Source organism: Phytohabitans flavus (assembly GCF_011764545.1).
Taxonomy (GTDB): Bacteria; Actinomycetota; Actinomycetes; order Mycobacteriales; family Micromonosporaceae; genus Phytohabitans; species Phytohabitans flavus.
This window is the reverse complement of the sequence record NZ_AP022870.1, coordinates 6,714,811-6,728,191: the sequence shown is the minus strand read 5'-3', so window position 1 is coordinate 6,728,191 and position 13,381 is coordinate 6,714,811. Positions and strand designations below refer to the sequence as shown.

Sequence of the window (13,381 nt, the reverse complement as noted above, 5' to 3'; positions counted from 1 at the left end):
AAAGCGAGTCCTTTTATCAGGTTCGGCTTGACGACGCACGCATTACACGCGTGTAATTTCACTGGGGTTGTTCGAATAGGATCTTTGGTTGTTCCCTAGGATCAACTGAAACTACTCCGTTCGGACAAAAGACACGCCTTCCGCGTGGGGGGTTGCGCCGGCGACGCGGCCGGTGCGCAAGAAGGAGGCAGGCTGATGGACGGCCCACTGGAGGTGGCCGACCTCATCGGAGACGCGCCGGAGTGGCAGGAGCGGGCCCTGTGCTCGCAGACCGACCCGGAGGCGTTCTTTCCGGAGAAGGGCGGATCGACCCGCGAGGCGAAGCGGATCTGTTCGCGTTGCGAGGTCAAGGCCGAGTGCTTGGAGTACGCACTGGGTCACGATGAGCGTTTCGGCATCTGGGGCGGGCTCTCCGAGCGGGAGCGCCGCAAGCTCAAGCGCCGCGTCGCCTGAGTCCCGCTCCGCCCGGCTGGGCCAGCGCACCATGGGGGGAGTGCTGGCCCACCAGGCTGAGAGTCAGGCGAGCTCGTCGGGGTCGACGCCGAGGAGGTTGGCGACCTGCTCGATGATCACGTCGTGCACAAGGTCGGCGAGGTCTTCCCGATCCATGGCGCGAAACTCAAGAGGGCGGCGGTAGAGCACGATCCGGGGCGGGACCTCCTGCCGGCCGGGGCGCCCGGGCAGTAGGCGGGCGAGCGGCACCTCGCCGTCTTCCAGCACGTCGGAGTCGTAGACGTTGAGGTCCGGGGCACATCCTCGACGGCAAACTCGACGCCGGCCAGCTCTTTGGCGAAGCGCCGCTCGAGCGCCTCCACCGTGTCCAGCACGAGGTCGTCGAAGATCTCCGCCTTGGTGCGGGCCAGCGGCACCGTCGCCGGCACCAGACGCCCGCGGAGGCCGCGGCCGTGACGGTCGCGGTGGGACCGGCGGCCGGGGCTGGGCCGTCGCGGTTCGGGACTGCTCACGTAGAGAGCCTAGTAGCCCGGCAGGGACGTAACTCACCCCGTGTCCAACCTGCGTCTTCATATCGTGATCACCGATGTTCGGCGTGTCGCGGTCGCATCCGGACCGGTGGAGCGGGTAGGGGAGATAACGTGCCGCCGTGAGGTCAACACGGCGTTGCTCCCGAAACGGCTGCCCGCGTCAGGCCGTCGCGACGTTGACCTATGTCTACAACGACTCCACCGCGGTCGTCGGACCCCTCGCGGCCTATGCCGAGCCGCACACCTACGACCTGTGTGAGCCGCACGCCCGCAGCCTGACCGCCCCCGCGGCTGGGAGCTCGTGCGCCACGACGGTGAGTTCGCACCCCCACCCCCTCCACGGACGACCTGGTCGCGCTCGCCGAGGCCGTCCGTGAAGCCGCCCGGCCCACCCCCCGGCTGGACGACTTCCCCGACGAGCCGCGCTCCGGCCAGCAGACCGGCCGCCGCGGCCACCTGCGGGTGATCCCGCCCAGCCACTGACCGCCCACCTCGACATCTCGCGGAAGTTAGCTTAGCCTTCCCTCATCTGATGGGGAGGGTTTCATGCTGCCGGCCAACGCCCTCCTGGAGCGTTACAACGCCGCTGACGGCTACCCGCCCGCGGCCACGACCCGGGACGGCGACGGCTGGTACACCCTCCGTGAGCTGCACTCCGACGGCGGTGTGCTGGCCGCCCAGATGCGCGCGTTCGTGGCCTCGTCGGGCTGCCCGGCGCAGACCGCGGCCACTCACATGGCCGGCTGGGTGACCGGCTCGTTCATCCGGCTGCTCGTCTTCGCGTACCGGGAGGAGCGCCGGCTGCCGCTGCTCACCGCGGACGGCACCGCGCTCCGCGTGGACCCGGACGGCTGGTTCGACGCCCTGTCGGTGGACGCGCCCGCGCTCGCCGTGCTGCCCGGCGATCCCTTGGCCGGTACGCCGGGCGTGGTGGTCAGGCCCGCGATGGAGGCCGAGCTGGTCGGCTCCGTACTGGCCCTGTCCACGCCCGTCATCGACACGCTGCGGGGCGTGTCGCGGCTCGGCCGGCGTACGGCCTGGGCCCTCGTCGCCGACACCGTGATGAGCGCCTTCGCCGGGGAGCTGCCACCGGCCCCGGCGCACGCCGCCGCGGCGGAGGCGGATCGCCTGCTCGCCGGTGGCGGTCCGCTGGCGGTACGGCGGCGGTGGATCGGGCCGGTGCCGCTCGCCTCGGCCTGCTGCCTCGCCTACAAGCGGCCGGGGCTGGAGCACTGCGAGCGGGTCTGCCCCACGCTCGACGACGAGACCAGGCGGGAACAGATCACAACCTGGCTGCGTCAGCCCACGTGACGACCTTCCGGACCGCGTTGATGCCCATCCAGCGCAGCGGCTCCGGTGGCCACTGTGGAGACTCGTGCCCCACCCAGGGGAGCGAGGTCAGGTCGCTCTCCACCCGAGGATCAGATCGGCGAGGGTACGCCCGGCGAGGTTCGTCGTGCCGACGCCGTCGCCGACGTAGCCGCCCGCCCAGGCGAGCCCGGTGTCGCGGTCGAGCCCCACCGACGCGGACCAGTCGCTCGCGACTCCCACGGCGCCGCCCCAGCTGTGCGTGACTGGCACGCCGGCGAGTGCGGGGAATAGCTCCACCAACGCCTTGTACAGCGCCGCGAAGACGCGCGGCTCGCTGTCGTAGGCGGCACTCGTCCTCGACCCGAAATGGTACGGCGCGCCGCGCCCGCCGAACGCCAGCCGCCCGTCAGCGGTGCGCTGCCCGTAGACGATGAGCCGCCGGAAGTCCGCGAACGTCTCCCGCTCGGCCAGCCCCGCGGTGGCCCAGAAGGAGTCCGGCAGCGGGGGCGTGGAGATCATCAGCGAGTACACCGGAGCGATCGAGCGCCGGGCGCCGGGCAGCGCCGGCGTGTACGCCTCCGTCGCGCGCACGACCACCGGGGCCCGCACCGTACCGGCCGGGGTCTCGGCCGCGCCTTTGCGCAGCCCGATCACCGGCGTGCCCTCGTAGATGCCGACGCCCCGCCGCTCGACCGCACGGGCCAGGCCGCGCACCAGCCGAGCGGGGTGGATCGCGGCGCAGTGCGGGGTGTACGTGCCACCCAGCACCTTCGTGGCGCCGCACCGCTTCGCCGCTTCCCGTGCGCCGAGCAGGGTCACGTCGTCGTCGCCGAAGCCGTACTCCCGAGCCTCTTCCACGGCCGCCTTGGCCCGCCGCAGCTGTGCCGGCGTACGCGCCACGACGACCGTGCCGCCCTTGCTCCAGTGGCAGTCGATGCCCTCGGCCGCCGCGACCCGGCCCACCTCGTCCACTGTGGAGTTCATGGCACGCTGCATCGCGACGACGCCCTGCCGGCCGTGGCGGTGGGCCAACAGCCGTACCGGCGTGGGGAAGAGGGCCGAGCACCAGCCGCCGTTGCGCCCGGACGCGCCGTACCCGGCAAACTCCTTCTCCAGTACCACGATGCGCAGTGACGGCTCGGCGGCGGCCAGGTAGTACGCGGTCCACAGGCCGGTGTAGCCGGCCCCGACGATCGCGACGTCGGCCACCAGCGAGCCACCCAGCGGCGGGCGCGGCGCCAGGTCGTCGTCCACGGTGGACATCCAGAGGCTGTCCGCGGTCAGAGGCGCTGCCATGCCTCGGCCAGTACGGCGCGGAGGATCTGCTCCATCTCGTCGAACTGCTCCTGCGCGGCGATCAGTGGCGGCGCCAGCTGTATCACCGGGTCGCCCCGGTCGTCGGCCCGGCAGTAGAGCCCGGCCTGGAAGAGAGCGGTGGAGAGGAAGCCGCGGAGCAGGCGCTCGGACTCGTCGTCGTCGAACGTTGCCCTGGTCTCCTTGTCCTTGACCAGCTCGATGCCGTAGAAGTAGCCGTCGCCGCGGACCTCGCCGACGATCGGCAGGTCGTTGAGCTTCTCCAGCGTGGTCCGGAAGGCGGCCTCGTTGGCCCGGACGTGGCCGGTGAGGTCTTCGCGGGCGAAGATGTCGAGGTTGGCCAGCGCCACCGCGCAGGAGACCGGGTGGCCGCCGAAGGTGATGCCGTGGGCGAACATGCCGGTCTCGGCGAGGAATGGCTCCATCAGCCGGTCGGACGCGATCATCGCGCCGAGCGGCGAGTAGCCGGAGGTGAGGCCCTTGGCGGTGGTGATGATGTCGGGCTGGTAGCCGTAGCGCACCGCGCCGAAGTACTCGCCGAGGCGGCCCCAGGCGCAGATCACCTCGTCCGACACGAGCAGTACGTCGTACTCGTCGCAGATCTCCCGGACCCGCTGGAAGTAGCCGGGCGGCGGCGGGAAGCAGCCGCCGGAGTTCTGCACGGGCTCGAGGAAGACCGCCGCGACAGTGTCCGGCCCCTCCCGCTCGATCGCGCGGGCGATCTCGTCAGCCGCCCACCGCCCGAACGCCTCGATGTCGTCGCCGTGCTCCGGCGCCCGGTAGAAGTTCGTGTTCGGCACCTTGATCCCACCGGGGACCAGCGGCTCGAAGTCACTCTTGATGCCGGGCAGCCCGGTGATCGAGAGGGCGCCCATCGAGGTGCCGTGGTACGCGATGTACCGGCTGACCACCTTGTGCTTCGTGGGCTTGCCGACCCGCTTGTAGTAGGCGCGGGCCAGCTTCCACGCCGACTCGACCGCCTCGGAGCCGCCCGTGGTGAAGAAGACCCGGTTGAGGTCACCCGGCGCGAGCGCGGCGATCCGCTCAGCCAGCTCGATCGCGGACGGGTGCGCGTACGACCACAGCGGGAAGAAAGCGAGCTCGGCCGCCTGCTTGGCGGAGGCCTCGGCAAGCTCGGTGCGCCCGTGTCCGGCGTTCACGACGAAGAGGCCGGCGAGTCCGTCGAGGTACCGGCGGCCCTGGGCGTCCCAGACGTAGGCACCCTCACCGCGGACGATCGTGGGCACCTCGCCCTCCTGGTAGCTGGCCATGCGGGTGAAGTGCATCCAGAGGTGATCGGTCGCGTTGCCCATGCGACGATTACCGCACAGCACCATGGCGCCATGCAAGCGAATCCGTCACGCGAGAAACCGGACGCAACGGATTTCGTTGACTCTCCGGCTATTTGGGCTCCGCTGGGCGGTTGTACTCCCCCGGTTGATCTCGATCTCCTCCTATTGGCCGCCGGCCCGTCCGCAGGTAGGAGGGTGATCGTCGCGGAGCTGGGGAGACTTGATGTCGTGACCGACGACGCGATGCGTTTCTTCCGCGAGTTCGCCCGCTCGCCCCTCTCCGTGGGTGCGATCGCCCCGAGCTCGGCCGTCCTGGCCCGCCACATCTGCGCCGCCGTCCCCGAGGGGGGCGACCCGGTGGTGGTCGAGCTCGGACCCGGAACAGGCGCGTTCACCGACGTCATCCAGCGCCGGCTCGGCGGACGCGGCCACCACCTCGCGGTCGAGCTCAACCCCGTCTTCGCCGGCCGGCTCGCGGACCGGTACCCGGGTCTCGACGTCGTGGTCTCCGACGCGGCGCACCTCGGCGAGCTGCTCGGCGAGCGTGGCCTCGGCCAGGCCGACGTGATCGTGAGCGGGCTGCCCTGGGCGGCGTTCTCCGCCCGGCGGCAGGGGAGCGTGCTGGACGCGGTGCGGGAGGCGATGGCTCCGGCGGCCGCCTTCACGACCTTCGCGTACGTCCACGCGCTCTGGGCACCCCCGGCCCGCCGGCTCCGCTTCGCGCTGCGGGACGCCTTCGAAGAGGTGGTAGTCGGGCGCACGGTCTGGCGCAACGTGCCGCCCGCGCTGGTCTACCACGCTCGCCGCCCGCGGGCCCTCGCCGCCGCCTAGCCCCTCGGCGTCGCCCCAGTCTCCCGCCGTCGCCCAGCTCGCCTGGGCGGCGGCTTTACGCCGTACCCCAGGTGTATGTCTGCTTGCGGAGCTTGAGGTAGACGAACGCCTCGGTCGCGATCACGCCCTCGACCTGGCGCAGCCGGCTGATGATCTCGAGCAGATGGTCGTCGTTGCGGCAGACCACCTCGGTCAGCAGGTCGAACGAGCCGGCCGTGATGACCACATAGTCGAGCTCCTCGACCTCGGCCAGCCGGTCGGCGATCGCCTCCAGATCGCCCGTGGTGCGCAGGCCGATCATCGCTTGGCGGGGGAAGCCGAGCTGTAGCGGGTCGGTTACCGCCACGATCTGCATCACGCCGGCGTCGAGTAGTCGCTGCACGCGCTGCCGTACGGCCGCCTCTGATAGTCCGACCGCCTTGCCAATCGTGGCGTACGGACGACGCCCGTCCTCCTGTAGTTGCTCAATGATCTGCTTACCGACATCATCGAGCAGGGCATGGGCTATACCCTCACCCACGCCCTGCCGCGGCTTTGCCATCCGTCGCCTCCTGGAAGAGCTCTGTTACGTGCGTATTTCGTTGCGAATTAGCTCATCTGCAACGGAATCCTTGTAACTGGGCATTACATCATGCCAGGATCAGGCGTCGGATCGTACGAACCATTCTCGCGAACCACTCTGGAGCCGCTCATGCGCCTCACACATAGCCCCCTGTCGCCCCAGGCCAGCGCTGTGCTGTCGGCCAGCAGGTTCACACGGCGCACCCTCGTGCGCGGTGCGATGGCCTCCGGCGCGCTGGTCACCACGGGTGGCCTCCTCAGCGCCTGTGGCACCGAGGGCACCGCACAGAACGCAGACAGCTGCGTCAGCGAGGACACCTCCAGCACCGACAAGAAGTTGGCCTTCTCCAACTGGCCACAATATATGGACGTCGATGAGAAGGACGAGTCCAAGCACCCCTCGCTGATCTCCTTCCAGGACAGCACCGGTATCGAGGTCACCTACACCGAGGACGTCAACGACAACGACGAGTTCTTCGGCAAGGTGCAGAACCAGCTCGCCGGCTGCCAGCCCACCGACCGCGACATCTTCGTGCTCACCGACTGGATGGCCGGCCGCCTGATCCGCCTCGGCTGGCTCCAGAAGCTCAACAAGGCCAACCTGCCCAACGTCCAGTCCAACCTCCTCCGCTCGCTGCGGGCCCGCCCGTTCGACAAGAACGACGAGTACGCGGTGCCGTGGCAGTCCGGCCTCACCGGCATCGCCTACAACGGCAGCGTGACCGGCGAGGTGCGCACGATCGACGAGCTGCTCACCCGCGCCGACCTCAAGGGCAAGGTGACCTGTCTGACCGAGATGCGCGACACGATGGGCCTGATGTTGCTGGCGAACGGGCACGACCCGAGCAACTTCACCGAGGCTCAGTTCGACGACGCGCTGGAGAAGCTCAAGCGGGGCGTCTCCTCAGGACAGATCCGCAGGTTCACCGGCAACGACTACTCCACGGACCTGGCCAAGGGCGACATCGCCGCGTGCATCGCCTGGTCCGGCGACGTGATCCAGCTGTCGGCCGAAAACGAGAAGATCAAGTTCGTGGCGCCGGACTCGGGGCTGATGCTCTGGTCGGACAACATGCTGATCCCCAACAAGGCAGCCCGGAAGGCGAACGCCGAGAAGCTCATCGACTACTACTACGACCCGAGTGTGGCCGCCGAGGTCGCCGCGTACGTCAACTACATCTGCCCGGTAGAGGGCGCCCAGGAAAAGATCACCGAGATCGACCCGGACCTGGCGGAGAACCCGCTGATCTTCCCGGACGACGCGACGATGAACAAGACCAAGGTGTTCATGGCGCTCGACGAGGCACAGGAGCGGTCGTACTCGACCAAGTTCCAGCAGGCAATCGGGGCATGACATGAGCAAAGGCGACCTGCGGCTGGTGAACCTGACGAAGCGTTTCGGGGTCTTCACCGCCGTCGACGACATCAGCCTGACCATCCCGCAGGGCGGATTCTTCGCCCTGCTGGGCGCGTCCGGCTGCGGTAAGACCACCACGCTGCGCATGGTGGCCGGCCTGGAAGAGCCGACGAGCGGCAAGGTGCTGCTCGGCGGGAAGGACATCAGCCGGCTCCGGCCGTACAAGCGGCCGGTCAACACCGTGTTCCAGAGCTATGCCCTCTTCCCACACCTGGATGTCTTCGAGAACGTCGCGTTCGGCCTGCGCCGGCGCGGCATCGGTGACATCCGGTCGCAGGTCGAGCGGATGCTCGCGCTGGTGCAGCTGGAGGGGTTCGGCAAGCGCCGCCCCGCCCAGCTCTCCGGCGGTCAGCAGCAGCGGGTCGCCCTTGCCCGTGCCCTCATCAACCACCCGCAGGTGCTGCTGCTGGACGAGCCGCTCGGCGCGCTCGACCTCAAGCTGCGCCGGCAGATGCAGATCGAGCTCAAGCGCATCCAGACCGAGGTCGGGCTGACCTTCGTGCACGTCACGCACGACCAGGAGGAGGCCATGACCATGGCCGACACGGTCGCGGTGATGAACGCGGGTCGGATCGAGCAGCTGGGCGCGCCGGCCGAGATCTACGAGTTCCCGTCCACGCCGTTCGTCGCCAACTTCCTCGGCCAGTCAAACCTGCTGGCCGGGGAGGTGGCCGGCCGTTCCGGCGACGAGGTGCTGATCTCGGCCTACGGTTCGCGCTTCTCCGTGCCCGCGGGCCGGTGCCGGGTCGTCGACGGAAACGTCTATCTGGGGGTACGGCCGGAGAAGCTGCACCTCGCCCCGAACACCGACTCGGTGCCGTCCGGCCACCAGTGGGTCACCGGCGTGATCTCGGACTCGTCCTATGTGGGCGTCAGCACGCAGTACCTCGTGCGCACCCCTTGGGGCACCGAGGTCTCCGCCTTCTCCTCGAACGCGGGCGTGCACGCCCAAGTGCCGCGCGGCGCGCACGTCGTGGCGTACTGGCGGCCCGACCACGCGTTCCTGCTCAGTCGCCAGGCCGGCGCCGGCGACGCGACACAACCCCTGCTGGAAACCGTACCGTGAGCGTCGTAGGGCACATCGGCACCGCGGTCGGTCCACATGAGACACCTCCACCGCCCCCGCGGAAGGGGCGGCGGCTCCTGCCGTATCTGCTGCTGCTCCCCGGTGGGCTGTGGCTGACGATCTTCTTCGCGGTACCAGCGGTGCAGCTCGCCGCGACAAGCCTGTACGACCCGAGCGGGTCGCTACAGCAGGGGTACGCGATGACGTGGGAGTTCGGCAACTACGCTGACGCGCTCTCGGCGTACTGGCCGCACTTCCTGCGCTCACTGCTCTACGCGGGCATCGCCACGCTGCTGTGCCTGCTGCTCGGCTACCCGCTGGCGTACGCGATCGCGCAGAAGGCCAACCGCTTCAAGAACCTGATGCTGGTCTGCGTGATCGCCCCGTTCTTCACCAGCTTCCTCGTGCGCACGCTGGCCTGGAAGACGATCCTGTCGGACAACGGCTGGCTGGTCGGCGTGCTGCGCGACATCGGGATCCTCGGCTCCGACGGCAGGCTGCTGGCCACGTCGGCGGCGGTGGTGCTCGGCCTGACGTACAACTTCCTGCCGTTCATGGTGCTGCCGCTCTACGCCAGCCTCGACCGTCTCGACGGCCGGCTGCTGGAGGCGGCCAACGACCTGTACGCCAGCCCGGCCCGCGCGTTCGCCAAAGTGACGCTCCCGCTGTCGATGCCGGGCGTGGTGGCCGGCACGCTGCTCACGTTCATCCCGGCGGCGGGTGACTACATCAACGCCGAGCTGCTCGGCACGCCCAACCAGTACATGATCGGCAACGTGATCGACTCCGCCTTCCTCGTGCGGCTCGACTACCCGCAGGCGGCGGCGCTGTCGTTCCTCCTGATGGCGATCATCCTGGCGATGGTGTTCGTGTACGTGAAGCGCTCCGGAACGGACGAGGTGCTCTGATGAAGCTGGGGCGCTGGCTGTCCGACCACTGGGTGATGGGCGTGGGCGTGCTCGTGCTCGCCTACCTCTTCCTGCCCATCGCGGTGGTCGTCGGGCTCTCGTTCAACGAGCCGTCGAGCCGCCTGTCGTACGACTTCAACAAGTTCACATTGGACAACTGGACCAACCCCTGCGGTCCGGGTGACATGTGCGACGCGGTCGTGCGCAGCGTGCAGATCGGCTTCATCGCCACCGTCGCGGCCACCGTGCTCGGCACGCTGATGGCCTTCGCGCTGGTACGCCACCGCTTCCGTGGCCGCGCCGCGACGAACCTGCTCATCTTCCTGCCGATGGCGACGCCCGAGGTGGTGATGGGCTCCTCGCTGCTCGCCCTCTTCGTGGCTGGCGGCGTGCCGCTCGGCTTCTGGACAGTGGTCATCGCGCACGTGATGTTCTGCGTCTCGTTCGTCGTCGTCACCGTGAAGGCACGACTGTCCGGATTCGACAGCCGGCTGGAGGAGGCGGCGATGGACCTGTACGCCGACGAGTTCCACACCTTCCGCAAGGTGACGCTGCCGCTGGTCTTCCCGGGCATCGTGGCGGCCGCGCTGCTCGCCTTCTCGCTGTCGTTCGACGACTTCATCATCACGAACTTCAACTCCGGCACCACTGTCACGTTCCCGATGTACGTCTGGGGCGCCGCCCAGCGTGGCATCCCGCCACAGGTCAACGTCATCGGCACGGCCATGTTCCTGATCGCGCTGCTGCTGGTGCTCGGCACCTCGGTGCGCAGGCGGCGGGCCGCCTGATGCGGATCCTCGTCATCGGGGCCGGTGGGGTCGGCTCCGCGGTCGTTCCGATCGCCGCACGCCGCTCGTTCTTCGAGGCGATCGTCGTCGCCGACTACGACCCGGACCGGGCCGCCCGCGCGGTTTCCACTGTGGACGACCGCTTCACCGCGGCCCGGGTCGACGCCTCCTCGGCCGAGGCGGTGGCCGCGCTCTGCCGCGAGCACGGCATCACGCACGTGCTCAACGCGGTCGACCCGCGGTTCGTCATGCCCATCTTCGAGGGCGCGTACGCCGCGGGTGCCGGCTACATGGACATGGCGATGTCGTTGTCCAAGCCGCATCCGGAGCGGCCGCACGCGGAGACCGGCGTGAAGCTGGGCGACGACCAGTTCGCTCAGGCCGACAGGTGGGCGCAGAGCGGGCGGCTGGCGCTGGTGGGCATGGGTGTGGAGCCCGGGCTTTCCGACGTCTTCGCGCGGTACGCGGCCGACGAGCTCTTCAGCGAGATCGACGAGATCGGTGTGCGCGACGGCGCCAACCTCGTCGTGGACGGGTACGACTTCGCGCCGTCCTTCTCCATTTGGACCACCATCGAGGAGTGCCTCAACCCGCCGGTGGTCTGGGAGGCGGGCACGGGCTGGCACACCACCGAGCCGTTCTCCGAGCCGGAGGTCTTCGACTTCCCGGAGGGCATCGGCCCGGTCGAGTGCGTCAACGTCGAGCACGAAGAGGTGCTGCTGATCCCGCGCTGGGTCGAGGCCAAGCGGGTCACGTTCAAGTACGGGCTGGGCAGCGAGTTCATCGAGGTGCTCCGTACCCTCCACAAGCTCGGCCTGGACGGCACCGCCCCGGTGCGGGTCGGTGGGGTGTCGGTGGCGCCGCGCGACGTGGTCGCCGCCTGCCTGCCCGACCCGGCCACGCTCGGCGACAAGATGCGCGGCAAGACGTGTGCCGGTACATGGGTACGCGGCACCGGAAAGTCCGGCGAGCCGCGCGCCGTCTACCTCTACCACGTGGTCGACAACGAGTGGTCGATGCGCGAGTACGGGCACCAGGCCGTCGTGTGGCAGACTGCCATCAACCCGGTGGTCGCGCTCGAGCTGCTCGCCACGGGTATCTGGTCGGGCACCGGTGTGCTGGGTCCGGAGGCTTTCGCGGCCCGGCCGTTCCTCGACCTGCTGACCGCGTACGGCTCGCCATGGGGGATGGAAGAGCGATGACGAGGTACACGCCGTGACGAGATACGGCCCGATGTTCGGCCCGGACGTGACGTTTCTCGGCGTCGAGCGATGCGACATCGGCGAACCGGGGACGTACGCGGACGCCGACGTCGTCATCGTCGGCGCGCCTTTCGACGGCGGCACCACAAACCGTCCCGGCACCCGTTTCGGGCCGTCCGCCATCCGCCAGGCCTGCTATCTGGAGCACGATGGCAGCCGCCCGTCGCTGGCGCTACGCACCGACGGCCTGCGCGACCTGAAGGTGTACGACGCGGGCGACGTCGAGATGTTCAGCGGCGACGTCGAGCGGGCGCTCGGCGCGCTGGAGGAGGCGGTGGCGGCGGTGGCCGCGGCCGGCGCGATCCCGGTGGTGCTCGGTGGCGACCACTCGATCACGCTGCCCGACGCCAAGGGCGTGGCCCGGCACCACGGCTACGGCCGGGTGTCGATGGTGCATTTCGACGCGCACGCCGACACGGGCGAGATCGAGTTCGGCTCGCTGTACGGCCACGGCCTCCCGATGCGCCGCCTCATCGAGTCCGGCGCCATCCGCGGTGACCGCTTCCTCCAAATTGGACTGCGCGGCTACTGGCCCGGCCCGGCGGTACTGGACTGGATGGCCGAGCAGCGGATGCGCTCGTACGAGATGAGCGAGATCGTGGCCCGCGGCGTGGACGAGTGCCTGACCGAGGCGTTCGGGATCGCGGTCGACGAGTGCGAGGGCGTCTTCCTTTCGGTGGACATCGACGTGGTGGATCCCGGCATGGCGCCCGGCACCGGCACCCCGAGCCGGGCGGCCTGACCGCACGCCAACTGCTCGACGCGGTCCGCCGCTGCTGCCTGGAGTTGCCCATCGTCGGCGTCGACGTGGTCGAGGTCTCCCCGCCGTACGACCACGCGGACATCACGGCATATCTGGGCAACCGGGTCGTCCTGGAGGCCCTTTCCGCGATCGCCCGCCGCCGGCAGGGCCTACCGTGGGACCCCGCCAACCCTTACTCGACGGCCGCTGACGTCCAGGGTGCCCCAATCGGGGCACCCATGGGTTGACCTGCCATGTCATGATCCTGGCTAACGGTTGGTGGTTCTCGCAGCGGGGGTAGGCGCGGGTCGATGGGTGAGTTCGTGGACGCTGCGCTCGCTTTTCCGGCTGTGCTGTTCACTTTCCTGCTCGTGGTCGTCGTCGGCTACTGGATCCTCGTGCTTCTCGGTGCGCTCGACATCGAGGCCCTCGACTTCGGCGGCGACGGAGATGCCCTGGGCGGCCTCGGCTTCGCCGGCGTACCCGTGGCCCTCACCGCCTCGCTCCTCATCGCGATCGCGTGGTTCGTCAGCCTCGCCGGCACGGTGCTCGTCGGCGGTGTGCTGTTGCTCGCGATCCTTGCTCTGATCGTCGCGCTCGCGGTCGCCTGGTTTGCCACGCGGCTGCTCATCCGCCCGCTGCGGCGGCTCTTTCCCACCGGGCCCGAGGCGTCCCGCTCCGACTTCGTCGGATCGGTGTGTGTCATCCGCACGGGGCGGGTCAGCCAGGATTTTGGCCAAGCGGAGGTTACCGCCAAGGATGGTTCGTCCGCGATCATCCAGGTGCGGCAGACCGGTGCCGACTCCTTCAAGTCCGGCACCACTGCGCTGATCTACGACTATGACGCCGACGGGGAGTTCTTCTGGGTCACCCCCGTCCCACAGCCCGAACCACACGGATAAAAGA

The 13,381-nt window shown here is 69.3% G+C and carries 12 protein-coding genes and 3 pseudogenes; 11 read left to right on the top strand and 4 right to left on the bottom strand.

Annotated features, from left to right (window positions below):
* Positions 1-195 precede the first annotated feature (195 nt).
* A complete protein-coding gene (locus Pflav_RS29415) occupies positions 196-453 on the top strand; it encodes a WhiB family transcriptional regulator (protein ID WP_173039867.1) in 258 nt (85 codons plus the stop codon).
* A gap of 63 nt (positions 454-516) precedes the next feature.
* Here the strand turns inward: Pflav_RS29415 and Pflav_RS29410 are convergent.
* Positions 517-965 (bottom strand): annotated as a pseudogene (locus Pflav_RS29410) (metallopeptidase family protein).
* A 137-nt stretch (positions 966-1,102) separates the two neighbouring features.
* Here Pflav_RS29410 and Pflav_RS29405 point away from each other — a divergent pair.
* Positions 1,103-1,466 (top strand): annotated as a pseudogene (locus Pflav_RS29405) (DUF3499 domain-containing protein).
* 63 nt (positions 1,467-1,529) lie between these two features.
* Entirely contained in the window at positions 1,530-2,294 is a 765-nt protein-coding gene (locus tag Pflav_RS29400; RefSeq protein WP_173039865.1) for a hypothetical protein, read from the top strand.
* Positions 2,295-2,381: 87 nt separating this feature from the next.
* Here Pflav_RS29400 and Pflav_RS29395 read toward each other — a convergent pair whose 3' ends face one another.
* A complete protein-coding gene (locus tag Pflav_RS29395) occupies positions 2,382-3,590 on the bottom strand; it encodes an NAD(P)/FAD-dependent oxidoreductase (RefSeq protein WP_332107799.1) in 1,209 nt (402 codons plus the stop codon).
* Positions 3,575-4,921, bottom strand: a complete 1,347-nt coding sequence (locus tag Pflav_RS29390; RefSeq protein WP_173039863.1) for an aspartate aminotransferase family protein — start codon at positions 4,919-4,921, stop codon at positions 3,575-3,577. The genes Pflav_RS29395 and Pflav_RS29390 overlap by 16 nt, the downstream gene beginning before the upstream one ends.
* A gap of 207 nt (positions 4,922-5,128) precedes the next feature.
* On the opposite strand from Pflav_RS29390, the gene Pflav_RS29385 reads away from it, so the two are divergent.
* Entirely contained in the window at positions 5,129-5,731 is a 603-nt protein-coding gene (locus tag Pflav_RS29385; protein WP_232072072.1) for a class I SAM-dependent methyltransferase, read from the top strand.
* A gap of 55 nt (positions 5,732-5,786) precedes the next feature.
* Here the strand turns inward: Pflav_RS29385 and Pflav_RS29380 are convergent, their stop codons facing one another.
* Positions 5,787-6,272, bottom strand: a complete 486-nt coding sequence (locus Pflav_RS29380; protein WP_173039861.1) for an Lrp/AsnC family transcriptional regulator — start codon at positions 6,270-6,272, stop codon at positions 5,787-5,789.
* Between the two features lie 150 nt (positions 6,273-6,422).
* Between Pflav_RS29380 and Pflav_RS29375 the strand changes: the two genes are divergently transcribed.
* From Pflav_RS29375 to Pflav_RS29345, 7 genes and pseudogenes are all read left to right on the top strand, one after another.
* Positions 6,423-7,646, top strand: a complete 1,224-nt coding sequence (locus Pflav_RS29375; RefSeq protein WP_173039859.1) for a polyamine ABC transporter substrate-binding protein — start codon at positions 6,423-6,425, stop codon at positions 7,644-7,646.
* Between the two features lies 1 nt (position 7,647).
* A complete protein-coding gene (locus Pflav_RS29370; protein ID WP_173039857.1) occupies positions 7,648-8,775 on the top strand; it encodes an ABC transporter ATP-binding protein in 1,128 nt (375 codons plus the stop codon).
* A complete protein-coding gene (locus tag Pflav_RS29365; protein WP_173039855.1) occupies positions 8,772-9,683 on the top strand; it encodes an ABC transporter permease in 912 nt (303 codons plus the stop codon). Before Pflav_RS29370 ends, Pflav_RS29365 begins: the two co-directional genes overlap by 4 nt.
* Positions 9,683-10,471: an ABC transporter permease gene (locus Pflav_RS29360; protein ID WP_173039853.1), complete on the top strand. Its 789-nt coding sequence runs from the start codon at positions 9,683-9,685 to the stop codon at positions 10,469-10,471. Before Pflav_RS29365 ends, Pflav_RS29360 begins: the two co-directional genes overlap by 1 nt.
* Positions 10,471-11,673, top strand: a complete 1,203-nt coding sequence (locus Pflav_RS29355) for a saccharopine dehydrogenase family protein (protein WP_173039852.1) — start codon at positions 10,471-10,473, stop codon at positions 11,671-11,673. Before Pflav_RS29360 ends, Pflav_RS29355 begins: the two co-directional genes overlap by 1 nt.
* A gap of 31 nt (positions 11,674-11,704) precedes the next feature.
* Positions 11,705-12,723, top strand: a pseudogene (gene speB / locus Pflav_RS29350) (agmatinase).
* Positions 12,724-12,786: 63 nt separating this feature from the next.
* Positions 12,787-13,377: a hypothetical protein gene (locus Pflav_RS29345; RefSeq protein ID WP_173039851.1), complete on the top strand. Its 591-nt coding sequence runs from the start codon at positions 12,787-12,789 to the stop codon at positions 13,375-13,377.
* The last annotated feature ends 4 nt before the right edge of the window (positions 13,378-13,381 follow it).

Coding starts and splice junctions, on each gene's coding strand:
- Pflav_RS29355 (WP_173039852.1), top strand. CDS start 10,471: ATGCGGATCCTCGTCATCGGGGCCGGTGGGGTCGGCTCCGCGGTCGTT.
- Pflav_RS29415 (WP_173039867.1), top strand. CDS start 196: ATGGACGGCCCACTGGAGGTGGCCGACCTCATCGGAGACGCGCCGGAG.
- Pflav_RS29400 (WP_173039865.1), top strand. CDS start 1,530: ATGCTGCCGGCCAACGCCCTCCTGGAGCGTTACAACGCCGCTGACGGC.
- Pflav_RS29380 (WP_173039861.1), bottom strand. CDS start 6,272: ATGGCAAAGCCGCGGCAGGGCGTGGGTGAGGGTATAGCCCATGCCCTG.
- Pflav_RS29345 (WP_173039851.1), top strand. CDS start 12,787: ATGGGTGAGTTCGTGGACGCTGCGCTCGCTTTTCCGGCTGTGCTGTTC.
- Pflav_RS29395 (WP_332107799.1), bottom strand. CDS start 3,590: ATGGCAGCGCCTCTGACCGCGGACAGCCTCTGGATGTCCACCGTGGAC.
- Pflav_RS29360 (WP_173039853.1), top strand. CDS start 9,683: ATGAAGCTGGGGCGCTGGCTGTCCGACCACTGGGTGATGGGCGTGGGC.
- Pflav_RS29375 (WP_173039859.1), top strand. CDS start 6,423: ATGCGCCTCACACATAGCCCCCTGTCGCCCCAGGCCAGCGCTGTGCTG.
- Pflav_RS29390 (WP_173039863.1), bottom strand. CDS start 4,921: ATGGGCAACGCGACCGATCACCTCTGGATGCACTTCACCCGCATGGCC.
- Pflav_RS29370 (WP_173039857.1), top strand. CDS start 7,648: ATGAGCAAAGGCGACCTGCGGCTGGTGAACCTGACGAAGCGTTTCGGG.